General features: G+C 65.4%; 15 protein-coding genes. 10 read left to right on the forward strand and 5 right to left on the reverse strand.

The genetic code is table 11. The features are described 5' to 3' along the window. Nucleotide 1: 1 nt before the first annotated feature. Nucleotides 2-4,930, reverse strand: a complete 4,929-nt coding sequence (locus AC1DHL_RS15420; protein WP_478162498.1) for a HAMP domain-containing protein — start codon at nucleotides 4,928-4,930, stop codon at nucleotides 2-4. A gap of 340 nt (nucleotides 4,931-5,270) precedes the next feature. Here AC1DHL_RS15420 and AC1DHL_RS15425 point away from each other — a divergent pair, with 340 nt between their 5' ends. The 8 genes from AC1DHL_RS15425 (at nucleotide 5,271) to AC1DHL_RS15460 (ending at nucleotide 12,526) form a co-directional block, all read left to right on the forward strand. Then, nucleotides 5,271-5,711, forward strand: a complete 441-nt coding sequence (locus tag AC1DHL_RS15425; RefSeq protein WP_478162499.1) for a carboxypeptidase regulatory-like domain-containing protein — start codon at nucleotides 5,271-5,273, stop codon at nucleotides 5,709-5,711. Then, a complete protein-coding gene (gene petA / locus AC1DHL_RS15430; protein WP_478162500.1) occupies nucleotides 5,708-6,316 on the forward strand; it encodes a ubiquinol-cytochrome c reductase iron-sulfur subunit in 609 nt (202 codons plus the stop codon). Before AC1DHL_RS15425 ends, petA begins: the two co-directional genes overlap by 4 nt. A gap of 108 nt (nucleotides 6,317-6,424) precedes the next feature. Further along, complete coding sequence (locus AC1DHL_RS15435) at nucleotides 6,425-7,675, forward strand: ABC transporter substrate-binding protein (protein WP_478099502.1); 1,251 nt, start codon at nucleotides 6,425-6,427, stop codon at nucleotides 7,673-7,675. Between the two features lie 78 nt (nucleotides 7,676-7,753). After that, a complete protein-coding gene (locus AC1DHL_RS15440) occupies nucleotides 7,754-8,629 on the forward strand; it encodes a branched-chain amino acid ABC transporter permease (protein WP_478099503.1) in 876 nt (291 codons plus the stop codon). A 2-nt stretch (nucleotides 8,630-8,631) separates the two neighbouring features. Next, on the forward strand, nucleotides 8,632-9,564 hold the full coding sequence (locus tag AC1DHL_RS15445) for a branched-chain amino acid ABC transporter permease (protein WP_478099506.1): 933 nt from the start codon (nucleotides 8,632-8,634) through the stop codon (nucleotides 9,562-9,564). Further along, a complete protein-coding gene (locus AC1DHL_RS15450; RefSeq protein ID WP_478162501.1) occupies nucleotides 9,557-11,026 on the forward strand; it encodes an ATP-binding cassette domain-containing protein in 1,470 nt (489 codons plus the stop codon). Before AC1DHL_RS15445 ends, AC1DHL_RS15450 begins: the two co-directional genes overlap by 8 nt. Before the next feature lie 109 nt (nucleotides 11,027-11,135). Then, nucleotides 11,136-12,077: a hypothetical protein gene (locus AC1DHL_RS15455; RefSeq protein WP_478162502.1), complete on the forward strand. Its 942-nt coding sequence runs from the start codon at nucleotides 11,136-11,138 to the stop codon at nucleotides 12,075-12,077. A gap of 32 nt (nucleotides 12,078-12,109) precedes the next feature. Next, nucleotides 12,110-12,526: an MAPEG family protein gene (locus AC1DHL_RS15460; protein WP_478162503.1), complete on the forward strand. Its 417-nt coding sequence runs from the start codon at nucleotides 12,110-12,112 to the stop codon at nucleotides 12,524-12,526. Here AC1DHL_RS15460 and AC1DHL_RS15465 read toward each other — a convergent pair. Beyond that, the gene (locus AC1DHL_RS15465; protein ID WP_478099514.1) at nucleotides 12,483-13,496 is read right to left on the reverse strand and encodes an AraC family transcriptional regulator; all 1,014 of its coding nucleotides are present in this window, start codon (nucleotides 13,494-13,496) and stop codon (nucleotides 12,483-12,485) included. The genes AC1DHL_RS15460 and AC1DHL_RS15465 overlap by 44 nt on opposite strands. Before the next feature lie 78 nt (nucleotides 13,497-13,574). Here AC1DHL_RS15465 and AC1DHL_RS15470 point away from each other — a divergent pair, with 78 nt between their 5' ends. Beyond that, nucleotides 13,575-14,396, forward strand: a complete 822-nt coding sequence (locus AC1DHL_RS15470) for a YihY family inner membrane protein (protein ID WP_478162504.1) — start codon at nucleotides 13,575-13,577, stop codon at nucleotides 14,394-14,396. An 11-nt stretch (nucleotides 14,397-14,407) separates the two neighbouring features. Here AC1DHL_RS15470 and AC1DHL_RS15475 read toward each other — a convergent pair whose 3' ends face one another. Next, nucleotides 14,408-14,905, reverse strand: coding sequence for a flavodoxin family protein (locus tag AC1DHL_RS15475; protein ID WP_478099518.1), 498 nt, complete (start codon nucleotides 14,903-14,905; stop codon nucleotides 14,408-14,410). A 39-nt stretch (nucleotides 14,906-14,944) separates the two neighbouring features. Next, a complete protein-coding gene (locus tag AC1DHL_RS15480) occupies nucleotides 14,945-15,946 on the reverse strand; it encodes an alpha/beta hydrolase family protein (RefSeq protein ID WP_478162505.1) in 1,002 nt (333 codons plus the stop codon). A gap of 126 nt (nucleotides 15,947-16,072) precedes the next feature. Here AC1DHL_RS15480 and AC1DHL_RS15485 point away from each other — a divergent pair, with 126 nt between their 5' ends. Next, nucleotides 16,073-17,053 carry a LysR family transcriptional regulator gene (locus AC1DHL_RS15485; RefSeq protein WP_478162506.1) on the forward strand — a complete coding sequence of 327 codons (981 nt, stop codon included), beginning with the start codon at nucleotides 16,073-16,075 and terminating at the stop codon, nucleotides 17,051-17,053. Here AC1DHL_RS15485 and AC1DHL_RS15490 read toward each other — a convergent pair. Beyond that, nucleotides 17,041-17,922, reverse strand: coding sequence for an intradiol ring-cleavage dioxygenase (locus tag AC1DHL_RS15490; RefSeq protein WP_478162507.1), 882 nt, complete (start codon nucleotides 17,920-17,922; stop codon nucleotides 17,041-17,043). The two genes, AC1DHL_RS15485 and AC1DHL_RS15490, sit on opposite strands and share 13 nt — an antisense overlap. Nucleotides 17,923-17,925: the final 3 nt, after the last annotated feature.

A 17,925-nucleotide genomic window follows, 5' to 3' on the forward strand; every position in this document is an offset into this window, starting at 1 on the left:
GCTATTTGCACAGCCAGCCTCTCAACACGACCAGCAGATGCGCCGTGTCCACCGGCTTCGACAGATAGTCCCACGCACCTGCTTCGATGCACTTCTCTCGATCGCCCTTCATGGCCTTGGCCGTGACCGCGATGAGCGGCAGGTGTCTGGCGCACTGAAGCTTTCGCAGCTCGCGCATGGTCTGCATGCCGTCCATCTCGGGCATCATGATGTCCATCAGGACGGCATCGATCGCCGGGTCTTCCTGCACGAGCTGGATGGCATCCCGTCCATTCTCGGCCGACACGACGGCCATCCCCTGCTCTTCCAGCACCGTCGCCAGGGCGAAGATGTTGCGCATGTCATCGTCCACGATCAGGACCTTCTTGCCGGCCAGGATTTGCGACATGTCGTTCGCCACATCCACGGCCGCGCGTTCCTGATCGGTCATCGAGGCGATGCCCCGGTGCAGGAGGAAGGCCGTCGCGTCGATGAGGCGTTCGAGCGAATCCGCCGTGCGGAGGGTCGCGTCGTGATGGAAGTAGTCCCAAGGCGGCTTCGGCGCCGCCGGCGACGTGCGATACAGCAGGATCGGCAATTGGCGCGAGGACGCGCTGTTCTCCAGATATTCAGCCAGGTCGTCCGAACTGAAGTCCGGCAGGGCACCGTCGGTGACAAGGCAGTCGATGCGCCCTCGCGCGAGCTCCTGGCGCAAGGCTTCGCCGGTCTCCACGATCACCGGCTGCAAGTCGCTGCAGCGGATGGCTGCGATGTACTTTTCGCGCACGGGCGACGGCTGCAGGGCGACCACCAGGCGCTTGCTGGTCGTGAGCACGGACTCATGGAGCTGGCGCAGCGCGACCTCGACTTCGTCGATGGACTGCAGCGGCTTGGCGATGAACGCGATGGCGCCCGAATCAAGGGCGCGCTCGCGCGAATCGTCGGTCGAGACGACGCAGATCGGGATGTGCCGCGTGGCCAGGTCTGCCTTGAGCCTGTCGAGAATCCGCAGGCCCAGCATGTCGGGCAGATGGATATCGAGCGTGATGAGCGCGGGGCGGTAGTCGCGAATCAACACGAGCGAGCCTGCGCCGCTCGGACTCACCAGGCCCTTGAAGCCGCACTTTCGGCCGGCCTGCAGCAGCATCGTGGCAAAAGCCAGGTCGTTCTCGACGATGAGCAGCACCGTCTCGCCGGGCAGGATGTTGTCGCGGTCGTCGTCGGCCACGTTCAGCGCGATGGAAGCCGGCTCATCGGCGGATTCCGTCGCGTCGCTTCGCGCAGCCGGGCGGACCAGCTGCAGCGCAGGTCGCCGCTCGATGGCGGGTGCCGGGCCGGGCTCGAGCAATGCACTGCGACCGGAGCGGAGGCTGCGCGACGGGCTGTAACTCTGCGGCAGGTAGAGCGTGAAGGTGCTGCCTTCGGTCGGTGCGCTGACCAGCCCGATCTCGCCGCCCAGGAGGCGCGAGAGCTCCCGGCTGATGGCAAGGCCCAGGCCGGTTCCGCCATACTTGCGCGAAGTCGAGCCGTCCGCCTGCTGGAAGGCCTCGAAGACGATCTGCTGCTTGTCCGCGGAAATACCGATGCCGGTGTCCGACACCGAGAACTTGATGACGCGAATTGCGCGATTGAGTTCTTCGTTGTCCGGCGACCATCCGGACGTCGCGGTCGCGACCGACAGCACGACCGACCCCCGATGGGTGAACTTGAAGGCGTTCGACAGCAGGTTCTTGAGGATCTGCTGCACCCGCTTGACATCGGTGACGATGGTTTCGGGCAGCGTCTCCTCGGCGCGGATCTCGAAGCCGACGTGCTTGGCTTCCGCCACATGCCGGAAGCTCCGTTCGACGGAACGCTCGAGGTCATCCAGCCGCAGTTCGCTGACTTCCACCGCCACGGTGCCGGACTCGATCTTCGACAGATCGAGGATGTCGTTGATCAGCATCAGCAGGTCGTTGCCCGACAGATGGATGGTCTTCGCGAATTCGAGCTGCTTGGAAGTGAGGTTCTCGTCGACGTTCTTGCAAAGCTGGTCCGACAGGATCAACAGGCTGTTGAGCGGCGTGCGCAACTCGTGCGACATGTTCGCCAGGAATTCGGACTTGTACTTGGACGTCAACGCCAACTGCTCGGCCTTTTCCTCCAGGGCCTGGCGAGCTTGCTCGACCTCGCGGTTCTTGCGCTCGACCTCCTGGTTCTGGTGCACCAGCAGGCGCGCCTTCTCTTGAAGCTCCTCGTTGGTCTGCTGGAGTTCCTGCTGGCGGCTCTGAAGCTCTTCGGCCAGCGACTGGGACTGCTTGAGCAAGTCCTCGGTGCGCATGTTGGCGGAGATCGTGTTGATCACGATGCCGATCGATTCCGTGAGCTGGTCCAGGAAGGCCTGGTGCGAAGGATTGAAGCGCTCCAGCGAAGCCAGCTCCATGACGCCGCGAACCTCGCCTTCGAAGACGATCGGCAGCACGATGACGTCCATCGCCGCGCTTTCGCTCAGGCCCGTTGCGACACGGAACGCGCCGCTCGGCACATTGGTCAGCAAGATCTTGGATTTCTCGACCGCGCACTGGCCCACCAGGCCCTGGCCGAGCTCGATCTCCTTGCCGTGCGTGTTCAGCCCGCCCGATGCATAGCTGCCGAAGAGCTTGAGCTTGGCCGCATTGGAGGCTCCGGACAGCACGTAGAACTCCGCCTGCTGCGCGCCGACCACCGGCGCCAGTTCCGAGAGGATGAGCTGGCCGACCGTCAGCAGGTCCTTCTGCCCCTGCAGCATGCGGCTGAACTTCGCGAGATTGGTCTTGAGCCAGTCCTGCTCGGTGTTCTTCTGCGTGGTGTCCTTCAGGTTGCGGATCATCTCGTTGATCGTGTCCTTCAGCGCGGCCACCTCGCCTTGCGCCTTGACGGTGATCGAACGGGTCAGGTCGCCCTGGGTCACGGCGGTCGCCACTTCGGCGATCGCGCGCACCTGCGTCGTGAGATTGGCCGCAAGCTGATTGACGTTCTCCGTCAGCCCCTTCCAGGTGCCCGCCGCGCCGGGCACCTTGGCCTGTCCGCCCAGCTTGCCTTCCACGCCGACCTCGCGCGCGACCGAGGTCACCTGATCGGCGAAGGTCGCCAGCGTGTCGGTCATGCTGTTGATGGTCTCGGCGAGCGCGGCGATCTCGCCCTTGGCCTCCACGGTGAGCTTCTGCTTGAGGTCACCGGTGGCCACCGCGGTGACAACCTTGGCGATGCCGCGCACCTGGCCGGTGAGGTTGCCCGCCATGAAGTTCACGTTGTCCGTCAGGTCCTTCCAGGTGCCCGACACATCGCGCACCTGCGCCTGTCCGCCAAGCCGGCCTTCGGTGCCCACTTCGCGGGCGACGCGCGTCACCTCGGCGGCGAAAGAGGAGAGCTGGTCGACCATCGTGTTGATGGTCGCCTTGAGCTCCAGGATCTCGCCCTTGACGTCGACCGTGATCTTCTTCGACAGGTCACCGGCCGCGACGGCCTTCGTGACGTCGGCGATGTTGCGAACCTGCGAGGTCAGGTTCGAGGCCATCAGGTTCACCGAGTCGGTCAGGTCCTTCCACGTACCCGCCACGCCCTGCACATCGGCCTGCCCACCCAGGATGCCCTCCGTGCCGACTTCCAGCGCCACACGCGTCACTTCGGCCGCGAAGGACCGCAGTTGATCCACCATGGTGTTGACGGTGTTCTTGAGTTCGGAGATCTCGCCCTTCACGTCCACCGTGATCTTCTTCGAGAGATCGCCCGCGGCCACCGCCGTCGTGACTTCCGCGATGTTGCGCACCTGCGAGGTGAGGTTGCCCGCCATGAAGTTCACGGACTCGGTCAGGTCCTTCCAGGTCCCTGCCACGCCCTGCACGTCGGCCTGGCCGCCCAGGTTGCCTTCGGTGCCCACTTCCCGTGCGACCCGGGTCACTTCCGCCGCGAAGGATCGCAGTTGGTCCACCATCGTGTTGACCGTGTTCTTCAGTTCGAGGATCTCGCCCTTCACATCCACGGTGATCTTCTTGGACAGGTCGCCGGCCGCGACCGCCTTCGTCACGTCGGCGATGTTGCGGACCTGGCTCGTCAGGTTGCCGGCCATCGAATTGACCGAGTCGGTCAGGTCCTTCCACGTGCCCGAGACACCTTCCACGCGCGCCTGTCCGCCCAGGGAGCCTTCGGTGCCGACCTCGCGCGCGACGCGGGTCACTTCGGACGCGAAGGAGCGGAGCTGATCGACCATCGTGTTGATCGTGTTCTTCAGCGTCAGGAACTCGCCCTTGACGTCGACATCGATCTTCTTCGACAGATCGCCCTTCGCCACCGCGGTCGTCACGTCGGCGATGTTGCGCACCTGGTCGGTCAGGTTGCCGGCCATGGAGTTGACCGAGTCGGTGAGGTCCTTCCACGTGCCCGCCACGCCCTTCACCTTGGCCTGGCCGCCGAGCTTGCCTTCGGTACCCACCTCGCGCGCCACCCGCGTCACTTCGGCCGAGAAGTTGCCGAGTTGCTCGACCATCTTGTTGATGGTCTTGGCCGTGCGCAGGAATTCGCCTTCCAGTTCCCTGCCGTCGACTTCGAGCGCCATGCTCTTGGAGAGGTCGCCCTGCGCAACGGCGCCGATGACGCGCGCCACCTCGGTGGTCGGATGCACGAGGTCGTCGATCAGCGCGTTGACGCATTCGACCGACTGCCCCCAGAAGCCGCGACTCTCCGACAGGACCGCGCGCTGCTTGAGCTTGCCCTCCCTGCCGACGACCCTGCGCAGCCGGGTGAGTTCGGCCGCGAGGTTCGCGTTCTGCTCGACCACATCGTTGAAGACCTCGGCGACCTTTCCTGCGATGCCCGTCCAGTGCATCGGCAAGCGCACCTTCGCGTCTCCGATGCGAAGCCGTGCCAGGGCATCGAGCAGAAGCTCGAACTCCTCCTGGGGAGCCGCAATGGAAAGTGTGTCTGGAGCGTTCATTCGTATCCCCTCTCACTGCCGCACGGATCTCCCCGCCGCGCCCCGACCTGTTCGGATCGCGTCTGCCTTCGTGGGAAACCGCCAACTATTGCGTACGACGACCGCGCCTGTAACGTACGACAAGCGATGTGTGGGGTAGGACCCAACCTACACATTGAGGCGGCGTCCATCCCTTGCGAGGGAAAATGATGGGCGAGAAGCGACGCCACTTAAGGCCCTTCTAAGGCTCTGCTTCGATATTGATGTAGTGCAAAGTCCGTCTCCTCGGCGACCCGCGAGACGGCAGTGCCCGGAGCAGCACACTGCATCCTGCTGCTCCCTTCCCGGAAGGAGAGTCGTCATGAGAACCCTCATACGCAATGCCGCACTGGCAGGCACCCTCGGTGCCATGTTGTTGGGCGGCGCACTCGCGCAATCCGCCTCGACCCTGCCACCCGTCCACAAGACGGGCTCGGCCGAATACCTCAGTGGTGGCATCGGGCTCGATGAATCCAGGGCGATCCAGCATGCCAGTACGCAATGGCCGCTGACCCTGGAGTTCGCCGCCAAGGACAGGAAGCACGACGACTTCCTGTCAGACGTCAAGGTCCGGATACGCGACACCCGGGGCCATGAGGCCCTCGAAGCCACCAGCGACGGGCCTTTCCTGCTGGCCAAGTTGCCGCCGGGCCCGTACATCGTCGACGCCACGGTCGGCGACAAGACGCTGCACGAGAACGTCACGATCAGGCCCCGCCAGCCGGCGAAGGCCGTCTTTGTGTGGCCGGCGGACGCCTCATGACAACGATCAGCGAGCTCGTTCACGAGATCGATGCCGGCGAGGTGCCTGACGACCAACGGCGCCGGATGCTCCTGGCTGCGACGCGCATCGTGGGCGGCGCCGGGCTGATCGGTGCGGCCTATCCCTTCGTGGCCAGCCTCGAGCCCTCGGCGCGCGACCGGGCGCGTGGCGGACCGGTCACCGGCAATCTCGCCGGCCTTTCCCCTGGCGAGTTGCGCACGGTCGCATGGCGGGGCAAGCCCATCTGGATGTTGCGCCGCAGCGATGCGATGGTGCGCGCGTTGCAGGCAGCAAATCAGGATCTCGCGGATCCGCTCTCCAAACGTTCCCAGCAACCGGCGTCATGCACCAATGCGACGAGGTCCGAACGTCCCGAGTACTTCGTGGCCATCGGCATCTGCACCCATCTCGGCTGCACGCCGACCTTGCGACTGGACGACGATGCGCTGAACGCCGAGCTTCACGCGCCAGGCGGCTTCCTGTGCCCGTGCCACGGCTCGCGCTTCGACCTCGCCGGTCGCGTCGTGAAGAACGTGCCGGCGCCCATCAACCTCGAGATCCCGAACTACCTCTTCACTTCGCCGACCACGGTCCGGATCGGTTGAGATGCTCGGGCGCGTACGGGTAATCATCGAGATGCTTCGGGCCTCCGTCCGCTTGTCAAGCGGTCAGTGATGTGCAAGATTGTGTGCGATCGAAACAAAGGAGACATCATGAAAAGGTACTTCCTTGGTGGCCTCAGCAGTGTGGGCGCCGCTGTGATGATTGTCAGCGGCACATTGGCCACTTTCAGTGCGGCTCTCGCCGCCGATCCGATCAAGATCGGCGTGATCGCGGAAGCGCAGGCCGTGGCGGGCTCTTCGATTGGCCCTGCGGCCCAACTCGCGGCCGAGGAGATCAACGCCAAGGGCGGCGTCGACGGGCGCAAGATCGAGATCGTTGTCTACGACGACCATTCCTCCTCGGCCGAGGCAGTGCGGGCCTTCCAGCGCGCGGTGAGCGAAGACAAGGTCAATGCCGTCATCGCCAGCTATGTCTCCGAAGTGGTGCTGGCCCTCGAGCCGTGGGCCGGGCGACTCAAGACGCTGATGATCACGCCCGGCGCGGCCTCGGACGTGATCACGCAGAACATCGCGAAGGACTACGAGCACAACAAGTACACCTTCCACGGCTACCTGACGTCGAGCGCGCTCGCCGGCCTCGTCTGCGATGCCGCCAAGGACCTGCTGGTCGATCCGCACAAGATGAAGACCGCGGTCATCATGAGCGAGGACGCTGCGTGGACGACACCGCTGGACGCCGGGTATGAGACCTGCCTCCCCAAGGTAGGGCTGAAGGTGCTCGACCACGTCCGCTTCTCGCCCGACACGACCGACTTCACGCCCATCTTCAACAAGATCGAGGCCCAGAAGCCGGACGTCATCATCACCGGCATCTCGCACGTCGGCACCCAGCCGACGGTGCAATGGAAGAGCCAGCAGGTGCCGATCCCGATGCTCGGGATCTCATCGCAAGCCACCAATTCGACCTTCTGGGCGGACACCAACGGCGCGACGGACGGCGTGCTCTTCAACGCGGTTTCCGGACCCGGCGTGGCCGTCACGCCCAAGACGCTGCCCTTCGTCGCTGCCTATCAGAAGAAGTTCGGCAACTCGCCCGCCTATTCGGGCTACACCGCGTACGACGAGGTCTACATGATTGCCGATGCGGTCCGACGGGCGAAGTCGACCGAGAGCGACAAGCTGGTGACCGCCATGGAGGGCACCGACTACGTCGGCACCATCGGCCGCATCGCCTTCCTGCCCAAGGGTGATCCGCACGTGCACGGGCTGAAGACCGGCAACGGCTACATCACCGGCCTGATGCTGCAATGGCAGGACGGCAAGCAGCTCAACATGTGGCCGAAGAACCTGGCCACCGGCCAGATGAAATTTCCCGCATTCATCAAGCTGCCGTCGAGCTGATCGCGTGGGCCCGGCCGTCGTCTTGAGCCGCGCGCCCGCCATGCGCCGCGGACCGAAAGGTCCGACGGTGGCGAGCGCATGATCTTCTGGCAGATCCTGGTCGATGGCTTTGCCATCAGCGCGCTTTACGCCCTCGGCGCCACCGGCTTCACGCTGATCTTCGGCGTCTCCGGCGTTCTCAATCTTTCGCATGGCGCGATCATGGTGGCCGCCGCGGTCGGCGCCTGGGCCGCGGCCGGCATGCTGCATGTCGGCAACTATGCGGCGGCGCTGATCGGCATCGCGGTCGGCGTGGTGCTGGCGTTCGCGACCTACTTCATCACGGTGAGGCCCATCCAGCGTTCGAGCAAGATCGCCGAAGCCGAGAAGGAGATCTTCATTCTCACGGCGACGCTGCTGTGGGGCATCATCGTCCAGGAGACGGTCGCCTACCTGTTCACCGACAACGCAAAGACGGTGCTGCCGATCGTCGAGGGCACGATCCCCTTCCTCGGCGTGCGGACGCCGACCAACGAGTTCTTCACTGCCGCGGTCTGCTGGCTGGCCATCGGCCTGCTCTGGATGCTGGTCAACAAGACGCGACGCGGCAAGGCGGTGCTGGCCGCCTCGATGAATGCGCGCGGCGTCACGCTGCTGGGCATCGAGTTGTCGAGCATCTATCTCACGGTCTGGCTGGTGTACGGGCTGCTCGCGGGCATCGCCGGCATCCTGCTGGGCATGTTCCTCGGCGTGAGTGCCTACAGCGTCGGTCCGCTCACGGCCAGCGCCTTTTCGATCGTGGTGCTCGGCGGCCTGGGCAGCGTATCGGGCTCGCTGATCGCTGCGTACGTGGTCGGCTACCTCGAGACTGTGACTGCCTACCTGATCTCACCTGCCTACCGGACCATTCCGTCGCTGATCCTGCTGATCGTCGTCATGTACGTGCGGCCCCAGGGGCTGTTCGGTCGGAGGTAGCCATGCGCTCGACTTTCAAGTCCCGCCTGTTCTGGATCGCCGTCGCGGTTTTGGCGGTTGGCGCCGTGCTGCCGGGTTTCGCCTCCGGCTACGTGCTGGGGCTGCTCACCGTGGCCTTCTACACGGCAGTGTTCGCGATGTCCTGGGACCTGCTGTTCGGCTTCGCGGGCGAGGTCAACTTCGGCCCCACCTTCCTCATCGGCCTGGGCGCCTATACGGCGGGCATCCTCGATGCGCGGCTCTCGCCGGGCATTTCCATCTGGGTCTGCGTGCTGGCCGGCGCCGCGATGGCGGTCATCGGCGGCGTGGTGCTCGCGCTGCCTGCCCTCCGTTTGCGTGGACCGTATTTCGGGCTGACCACGCTGGTCGCGGTGCTGATGCTGCAGAACTTCGTGGTCGTCTTCGCCGGATTGACGGGCGGCGAGATCGGCCTCCCGGTGCCCGACGTGATGTCCATCAGCGCCACGACGAACTACTGGATCGCCTTTGGCTTCATGGCCGTCAGCGGTGCGATCCTCTTCGGCCTCTCACGGTCACCGATCGGGCTCATCCTCCAGGCCAGCGGCCAGGACGCGGTGCAGGCCGGGGCGCTCGGCTTCAACGTGGCCAAGCACAAGCTGGCGGCCTTCATCGTCAGCGCCTTCTTCTCGGGCTTCGCGGGCGCGCTGATGGTCTTCTACATGGGCACCGTGTCGGTCGGCACTTTCGTCAACCTGTCGGTCGGCGTGCAGATCATCATCGCGGCGGTCCTCGGCGGCCGACGGACGGTGATCGGCGCGGCCATCGGCGCCATCTTCCTCATCGGCATGGGCGAGTTGCTGCGGCCTCTGGGCGAACTGGCGACGCTCATCGTCTCGGTGACGGCGTTGCTGGTGATCCTGTTCTTCCCGGACGGCTTCCTCGGCATGCTGCACGGAGGTGCGCGCCGTGAGTGAGTCGCCGATGCTAGAGGTGTCGCGCCTGACCAAGCGCTACGGCGGCCTGGTCGCGGTGAAGGACCTCAGCTTCGCGATCAGGCCGGGCGAGATCCTCGGCCTGATCGGGCCCAACGGCTCGGGCAAGTCGACGGCAATGAAGACCATCATGGGCGTGGAACAACCGACCGCCGGCTCCATCAAGCTCGACGGCGTGGAGATCGGCGGCCTGGCCTCGCACAAGGTGGCGCGCCTGGGCGTGGGACTGGTGTTCCAGCATTCGCGCCCGCTGCAGCGACAGACGGTGCTGGAGAACATCAAGGTCGCGCTGCTGCCCGATCGGCTGACCCAGTTGTTCGCCGGCGCGGATGTCGACGCCAAGGCCCGGTCCATCGCCGATCGGGTTGGCCTCGCCGCCGTCATCGATCGCAAGCCGCCGACACTCCCTTTCGCCGACCTGCGGCGGCTCGAGTTGGCGAAGGCGATCGCGAGGCATCCCAAGCTGGTGCTGGTGGACGAGCCCTTCGCCGGTCTGACGACCCGGGAAGTCAGCGCCTTCTCCGACCTGATCCGCGAGTTTCGCGACGAGGGACGTGCAGTGCTGCTGGTCGACCACAACGTCAAGGGGGTGTCGGCGCTGGTCGATCGCGTGCTTGCGATGTACCTCGGCGAGTGGATTGCCGAAGGCGCCGCCGCTGACGTCATGAAGGACGAAACGGTGCGGCGGGTCTATCTGGGCGGTGCGCTGACCCGGGTGGCCCATCCGCCGGCCAGCGTCGACGACCGGGCTCCGATCCTGGAGGTCGAGAACGTCGGCGTGCTCTACGGCAAGGCGCTGGCCCTGCAGGACGTGTCGCTGCATGTGCGTGAAGGCGAATTCGTCTCGCTGGTGGGATTGAACGGCGCCGGAAAGACGACGCTCTTCAATGCGATCTCGGGGCTGGTGCCCTACTCCGGCACCGTCAAATGGGCCGGCGAGTCGCTGCGCGGAAGCAGCGCTGCCACCATCGCGCGCGGAGGGGTCGTTCATTGCCCGGAGACCCGGGAACTGTTCGGCGACATGAGCGTGCGCGAAAACCTCGACCTCGGCGGCAACAGCCTCGACAAGACGGAGCGTCTGCAACGTCTCGATTGGCTGTTCGAACTGTTCCCGATCCTGCGCGATCGCCAATCCCAGATGGCGCGAACCTTGAGCGGCGGCGAGCAGCAGATGCTGGCGATCGCCCGCGCGTTGATGATGAAACCGACGCTCCTGATCCTCGACGAGCCGACACTCGGCCTCGCGCCGGTGATCCTCGAGGTCTTGTCGAAGGCGCTGGAGCGGCTGCGCAGCACGACCACCATCAGCGTGCTGCTCGGCGAACAGAACGTGACCTTCGCCCTTCCCCATGCTGACCGGGTGTACGTGCTGGATCACGCGCGGGTGGTCTGGGAAGGACCACCGGGTCGCTTCGAACAAGAGGCCGGCGCGACTTATCTGTAAGGGTGCATGCGCGGATCACCGGGCAAGATTTGCGGACGCATGGCCCGACCTGATTGACCTCGCGCTTCGATCATGGCCACTCCTTCAACGAACATTGAAAGAGGCCATCATGCAAAGCGTTCCCTCCACGAACCCGTACTCGAAGGTCATCGCGAACTCCAAGCGCGTCCGCTGGGACATCGACAACGACGTCATCCGTCACCGGCGATTTGATCTTGGGAAGATGTTCCTGCCGGCCGGCTTGTCGCTGGTCGACGAACTGGATTTCCTGACGTCCGATGACCGGCGCCTGCTGAGCCAGGTGCAGGGTCGAAGCTACGCCTACATCTTCGGCCTGGTGGAGCGATTCATCGGCGCCAAGGTGCTCGAGATCAGCCGGCAGCACGCGCTCGGCGACCAGGTGGCTCTGGAGGCACTGGTCCGCATGGCCGACGAGGAACTGAAGCACCAGGAGTTGTTCCGGCGCATGGAAATGATCATGGCCGCCGACATGCCGCCGGGATACATGGCGACTGCCGAACCCAACGCCGTCGCGACCGCCGTACTGAGCAAGAGCAACTGGTCGGTGATGGCGCTGACCCTGGACATCGAGCTCTTCACGCTGACCCACTATCGCGCCAGCATCGCGCCGCGGGACGACCTCTGCGAGCTTTGGAAAGACGTCTTCCTGGCCCACTGGAAGGAGGAGTCGCAGCATGCGGTCCTGGATGAACTCGAGTTCATGCGCGAGGACGCGCGCCTGACGGTCAGCGAACGCGACGCGGCCGTCGGCGAACTGATCGACCTGGTCGTGGCGGTCGACGGCATTCTCCAGGCGCAGGCGGGCGCCGATGCGACCTACTTCGCATCCATCGCAGGCAAGCGCTACGACGACACGGAACGCAGTGCCATCGGCGCGGGGATCCTGAAGGCCTATCGCTGGCAGTACATCGTGTCGGGCGTCATGGAACCGCGCTTCCAGAAGGTCCTCTTCGGCGTTCTCGATGAGAGGCAGGCAGCGCGGGTGACGGATGCGCTCCAGCCGCTGCTCTACGCGGTGCCTCTCCAATAGCGCATTGCCGTGACTGGCCGGAGACCGAGATCATGGTGCCCGAGTTGATGCTGCTGGGCTTCGCCGCCTGGACCCTGCTGCTCCTGCTCACCACCGTGGGCGCCTACCGGTTGAGCCGCGTCTTCCGTGGTCGGGCGGGAATGAGCGAATTTCCGGCCGACCCTGTCGAGGGACAGGACTGGTACTTGCGCTCGATGCGCGCACACGCGAACTGCGTCGAAAATTTGCCCGTGTTCGCAGTGCTGGTCTTCGCGTTGCGCGTTTTCGGCATCGCCGACGCGGCGGTGGACTTGCTGTGCGTGGCCGTCCTGGCGGCACGGATCCCCCAGTCGCTGGTCCACGTCTGCTTCACCCAGACGGATCGCGTCGTGTCGGTGCGCTTCGCGTTCTTTTTCGTTCAGTTCCTCAGCTTCTTCGGGCTGATTGCGTTGATTGCTTTCCATCGTTGAAATCATGCGGACTCTTGAGGCTGTTCTCGCGACGCCACGATGCCGGGGGCATGCCGAACTCGCGCCTGAAGGCGCGGCTGAAAGCCGTATCGGTTTCATAGCCGACTTCGAGCGCGATATGCATCATGCTCAAGGCACTGCGCCGCAGGAGGTTCGACGCGAGCGCCATGCGCCACTTGCCGAGATATTGAATGGGAGGCTGCCCGACATAGTGGGTGAATTTTTCGGCGAGGACCGAGCGCGATGTCCCGACCTCGCGCGCAAGGCTTTCGAGCGTCCACGGATGCGCCGGCTGCTCGTGCATGAGGGCAAGGCATTTGCCGACGGCGCGGTCGCGCAAGCCCGCGAGCCAACCCGTCTGGCCCTCGGACATCTCGGCGATGTACCGGCGCAATGTTTCGACCACCAGCACCTCGGACAATTTGGCCAGCACGCCTTCGCCGCCGGGTTGGGTGGAAGCGGCCTCCGCCACCGCGTAGACGAAGGAACGCTCCACCCAGTCAGTCTTCTCGTCCCTCCTGAGCCTGACCGTCAGCACCCTGGGCAGCGTCGCCAGGACCGGCCGGCACAGGATGGGATCGCAGGACAGATAGCCGCAAATGATGCGGGTCGCCTCGCCGCCGCCGCCCAACTGCAGTTCGTCGGGCCTCTCGCGCAACAACCCCCGCACATCGAGCAGCGGCCCCGACACGTCGATCCCGGACGAGGCCATCGTGTGGGCATCGCCATGCGGAAACAGGATGATGTCGCCGGCCTGCAGTTGAAGCGCCGGCATGCCGTCGAGCTTCACGGTGCACGAACCGTCGACGAAGAAATGGTAGAAGAGCAGGCGCTCGGATCCCGCGTTGACCTGCCTGGCGACTGCCTCCGCTTCCGGCGAGGCAAAGCACCATGGCGCGGTGAATCTGGCGTTGAAGAAGATCGCGCTGTTGAACTGCAAGACCTTCAAGACCTCGGACAAGGCATCCATGTCGACTTCGCCTCCGCAGCAGCGTCGCCATTTGATCACCTTTCACCGCGCTACGATTTCCTCCCTTTTCAGCGATACATGTTCACCCTCACCCGCCTCACAATCCAGCGCGCCCGGAAAGAGCGCTTGCCCCAGGTCGCCGGGAGCCTGACGTTCACGACCTTGCTCTCCATCGTTCCCTTGCTCGCAGCGAGCTTTGCGCTGTTCACGCGATTCCCGATCTTCAAGCGGTTCAAGGACGCGCTTCAGGAATTCCTGCTGAGCCGACTGCTGCCGTCGGACATCGCACGCACGGTCTTGAAGTACCTGAACCAGTTCGCCGCGAACGCCAGCGGTCTGACCTGGATCGGCTCTCTCTGCTTGCTGGGAACGGCCGTCGCGATGCTGCTGACCGTGGAAAACGCACTGAACCGGATGTGGGAGGTCCGGAAGAATCGGCCGTTCTTCAGGAGGGTCGGCCTGTACCTGTTGATGCTGGCGGTCGGGCCACCCGTTCTGGGCTTGAGTCTGTGGGCGACGTCGTATCTGCTGGGCACGTCCATGGGGATGATCGGCGCGCTGCCACGATCGCTCGCGTTCGTGCTCGACCTCGGGCCGATCCTGCTCGGCGTCACTGCACTGACGTGCATGTTCTACCTCGTCCCGAACACCAAGGTGCGGCTGCGTGATGCGGTCGCAGGCGGCCTGATCGCCAGCATCGCCTTCGAGCTCGGCAAGCGCGGCTTCACCGCCTACCTCGTCAAGGTGCCGACGTACAAGGCGCTGTACGGCACGTTCGCCGCGCTTCCCTTGTTCTTGCTGTGGGTGTACTTCTCGTGGCTGGTCACGCTGATCGCGGCCATGACGGCGGCCAACCTGGCTCTCAGCCGGCGACGGGCGGGCAAGCCCGGCCGCGCCTAGCCACGCCTGCCTCAGTACACGCCGAGCGCCAGCCCCGTCGCCAGTGCGGCGCCCAGCTCGCGGCACTGCGCGAGGTCTTCGGCGCCGATCGTCTTGGGCTGCGCGATGGCCTCGGGCGTCTGCGCGTGGGTGCACACGATCAATGCCGGCGCGACGCAGCGCAGCCGCCAGCCAGTGGCAATGCGGTCGATCTGCCGCACGGCGTTCTGGCCGTCGCTGCCGGCGCACACCAGCGCTGCGTAGGGCCGGCCGTTCACGCGATCGAGCGCGGCGTAGTAGCAACGGTCGAAGAAGTCCTTCATCAGCCCGGCCATCGCGGCGAGGTTTTCAGGGGTGGCAAAGATGTAGCCGTCGGCGCCCAGCACGTCGTCGGGCTGGGCCTCGGGCGCACGCAGCAGGCGAACATGGACGCCGGGTTCCTCGCGCGCGCCTTCGGCGGCAGCCTGCGCCATCTGCGCAGTGCCGCCGGTCATGGTGTGATAGACCACGAGGAGCGTCTTGGGGGTCATGCCGCCCAGCATAGCGGCCCGGCCCGATGAAGGGCGAACTCAGTCGTCCTTGTCCTTGTCCTTGCCCCTGGAGCGTTCGTTGAGGAAATCGAATGCGGCCCGCCAGGTCTGCGGCGAGTTCAGGATGCCGAGGTGGCTGGTGTGCAGGATGGGATCGTAGGCGCCCTGCCCCGTGAACGTGATCTCGCGCACGCCGCGCAGGCTGGCGCTTCGCGAGAAGTCCGTCGGCTTGCCAAACGAATCCACGGCGGGCACCGGCGCGACCGAGCCGTCCTGCACCGGGAAGTAGACGAAGCTGCTATCGCCGTTGCGGATCACCAGCATGCGCGTGGGTCCGTCGTTCTCGTCGCGCCCGCTGCGGCCGTTGAGCAGTTGCAGGAAGGGCGTGTCGGGCGAGCCCAGTTCCTGGCACAGGTCGCTCGCAGGCGTGAAGCCGCCCGCCGCCGGGGCCTGCCAGTAGTTGGCGGGGTCGGGCGAGCAGTTGATGATCCCGTGGTTGGGCCCGTCGATGGCCACGAAGCGGCGCACCGTGTGTTTCACCTCGTCCTGCCGCATCCATTCGCGCGCGAGCGTCACGCCCAGGCTGTGCCCGACGATGTCCACCTGCTTGGCGCCCGTGAAGTCCAACACCGCGCGCACGAACCGGCGCAGGTCCGGCACGTTGGCCGCATCGGTATGCGCGATGCTCGAACGGCGTGTCTGGTCGGCGGCCAGGTCGCACTGGTCGCCCTGGTAGCCCACGCCCCAGAGTTCGCTCGGGGCATAGCCGTTGTCGGAAAAGTATTGCGCCATCGCCTGGACGCGCCCGTAGGGGTTGCAGGCGGTGGGAAACGGCGTGTCGTTGTTGCCGTGAATGAAGATCACCGGTGTTCGCGTCACCGTTCCGGCGGCGCCGAAGCCGATGAGGGGCTTGGCGAGCGAGGTGTCTTCGATCGAAGGGAACCCCGGTGGCAGCGTGTTGCCCACGAGGCCCGCCGCCTGTGCGGCGGCCGCGGTCACGAGGGTGGCGAGAGCGGCGGCATGGCGAATCCACGGTTTCATCAGCGGGCTCCTTCCTCAGCGACGGCATGATGCCGGCAAAACCCGGCGCCGGCAAGGATCGACCCAGGCGTGCCGCTTGCAGACCGCTACTTGCGCAGGTACGCTCCCTGCACACTACCGCAACCCATGGACGCGATTCCCAGGATCAATGACGGCGAGCTCGACCTGCAGCATCTGCAGATCTTCGACATCCTGCTCGTGGAGCGCAATCTGACCCGTTGCGCGCGGGTGCTCAACATGACGCAGCCGGCGCTCAGCAAGACGCTGGCACGCCTTCGTCTCTACTTCGGCGATCCTCTCTTCGTGCGTGTCGGRCTCAAGATGGAGCCGACACCCAAGGCGCTCGAACTGGCACAGCCCGTACGCGCCATTCTCGACAGCGTGCGGGCGCTCCGGTCGGACCATGCGCCCTTCGACCCGCTCGTTTCCGAGCGGCGATTCAGCTTCTTCATGATCGATGCCGCGGTGGTCCAGCTGTTGCCGCCGCTGCTCGCGATCCTTCGCGTCGAGGCGCCCAAGGTGCACGTGCAGGCCGTTCCCTGCGACATCCATCACCTCGACCAATGGCTCGAATCAGGCCTCGTCGACCTGGCCATCGGCTCCTTCGCTTCGCTTACGCAAGGCATCCGGCGCCATCCCCTGTGGACGGAAGGCTATGTGTCCCTTTTCCGCAAGGAGCACCCGCGCCTCGATGCAGAAAGCCTGATGGCGCGCTCCGATGAAGCACGCGCCGCCACGGCGCTCGAGCGCTTCGTTGCTGAACAGCACGCGCTCGTCTCAGTGATCGGGACTGGCCACGAGTACGCGAATGCCGAGCGCCTGCTCGAATCGACGCTGCCTCGCGACCACATCGTGTGCCGCGTGCCGACCTTCGCGGCGGCCGCGCACATCGCCAGGAACTCAGACATTGTGGCGACCGTGCCGCGCACGCTCGGCGTCGCCCTGGCCCATGACCTGGACCTGGTCGCGGTCGAGCCGCCACTGCGGTTGCCGAGCATGGAGATCGCGCTGTACTGGCACGACCGCTTCCACCGCGATCCAGGCAGCCAATGGCTGCGCGGGATCTTCCGCCGCCTGTTCCTGCGCGATGCCGCTCAGGCCGCCTGAGCTTCCTCGGCCTGCGGGACGGGAGCCGCTGCGGTCGGCCGAGGTTCGGGATTCAGGATGAGGTCGAAGTCCAGCAGGTAGCTGCCATCGCCCTGCTTCACCCACTCGCCCACCAGCGATTCGCGCACGCCGAAGACCGCGTCCGAATCGAGATAAGGATCGCCCTTGCGGAACACGTGGGTCACAAGCGTCTGGAAGCCCGGGGCTTTCACCATGAAGTGCAGGTGGGCGGGCCGCCATGGATGGCGGCGCGTGGCGCGCAGCATCTCGCCGACTGTGCCGTCGTCGGGAATGGGATAGGCCACGGCGGCGATGGTGCGGAAGCTGAAGTGGCCCTGCGCGTCCGAATGAAGCACACCGCGCGCCTGGGCATGATCCAGCTCCGCATGCTGCACGTCGTAGTGGCCTTCGCTGTCGGCCTGCCAGACGTCGAGCGTCGCACCGGCGATCGGGCTGCCGTCGAGCGACCGCACCGTGCCGCGAACGAGGCAAGGCTCGCCGCTCGCCCCGTTGCCGACATCGTCGCCATTCTCATAGTGCGGCGCACCCTCCACATGGAAGGGCCCGAACACCGTGGCCTCAGTGCAGCCGGCGGGCTTGTCGTGGTTCATCATGATGGTGAGCATCGACAGGCCCAGCGTGTCGCTCAGCAGGATGAACTCCTGCCGCTTGTCGTCGCACTTCTGGCCCGTCGCCGTGAGGAACTGGATGCCTTGCATCCACTCCGCCTCGGTGAGTTCGACCTCGCGGGCGAAATCGTGCAAGTGCTGCACGAGGCTCGTCAGGACGCGCTTCAGGCGCGGGCTCGGCGTATCCGCGAATCGTTCGATCACCGCCTCGGTGATGGTGTGCTGGTTCAATGTGCGCATGTT

This window comes from Variovorax sp. 10L426, assembly GCF_056395305.1.

Coding starts and splice junctions, on each gene's coding strand:
- AC1DHL_RS15420 (WP_478162498.1), bottom strand. CDS start 4,930: ATGAACGCTCCAGACACACTTTCCATTGCGGCTCCCCAGGAGGAGTTC.
- AC1DHL_RS15425 (WP_478162499.1), top strand. CDS start 5,271: ATGAGAACCCTCATACGCAATGCCGCACTGGCAGGCACCCTCGGTGCC.
- petA (WP_478162500.1), top strand. CDS start 5,708: ATGACAACGATCAGCGAGCTCGTTCACGAGATCGATGCCGGCGAGGTG.
- AC1DHL_RS15435 (WP_478099502.1), top strand. CDS start 6,425: ATGAAAAGGTACTTCCTTGGTGGCCTCAGCAGTGTGGGCGCCGCTGTG.
- AC1DHL_RS15440 (WP_478099503.1), top strand. CDS start 7,754: ATGATCTTCTGGCAGATCCTGGTCGATGGCTTTGCCATCAGCGCGCTT.
- AC1DHL_RS15445 (WP_478099506.1), top strand. CDS start 8,632: ATGCGCTCGACTTTCAAGTCCCGCCTGTTCTGGATCGCCGTCGCGGTT.
- AC1DHL_RS15455 (WP_478162502.1), top strand. CDS start 11,136: ATGCAAAGCGTTCCCTCCACGAACCCGTACTCGAAGGTCATCGCGAAC.
- AC1DHL_RS15460 (WP_478162503.1), top strand. CDS start 12,110: ATGGTGCCCGAGTTGATGCTGCTGGGCTTCGCCGCCTGGACCCTGCTG.
- AC1DHL_RS15465 (WP_478099514.1), bottom strand. CDS start 13,496: ATGGATGCCTTGTCCGAGGTCTTGAAGGTCTTGCAGTTCAACAGCGCG.
- AC1DHL_RS15470 (WP_478162504.1), top strand. CDS start 13,575: ATGTTCACCCTCACCCGCCTCACAATCCAGCGCGCCCGGAAAGAGCGC.
- AC1DHL_RS15475 (WP_478099518.1), bottom strand. CDS start 14,905: ATGACCCCCAAGACGCTCCTCGTGGTCTATCACACCATGACCGGCGGC.
- AC1DHL_RS15480 (WP_478162505.1), bottom strand. CDS start 15,946: ATGAAACCGTGGATTCGCCATGCCGCCGCTCTCGCCACCCTCGTGACC.
- AC1DHL_RS15490 (WP_478162507.1), bottom strand. CDS start 17,922: ATGCGCACATTGAACCAGCACACCATCACCGAGGCGGTGATCGAACGA.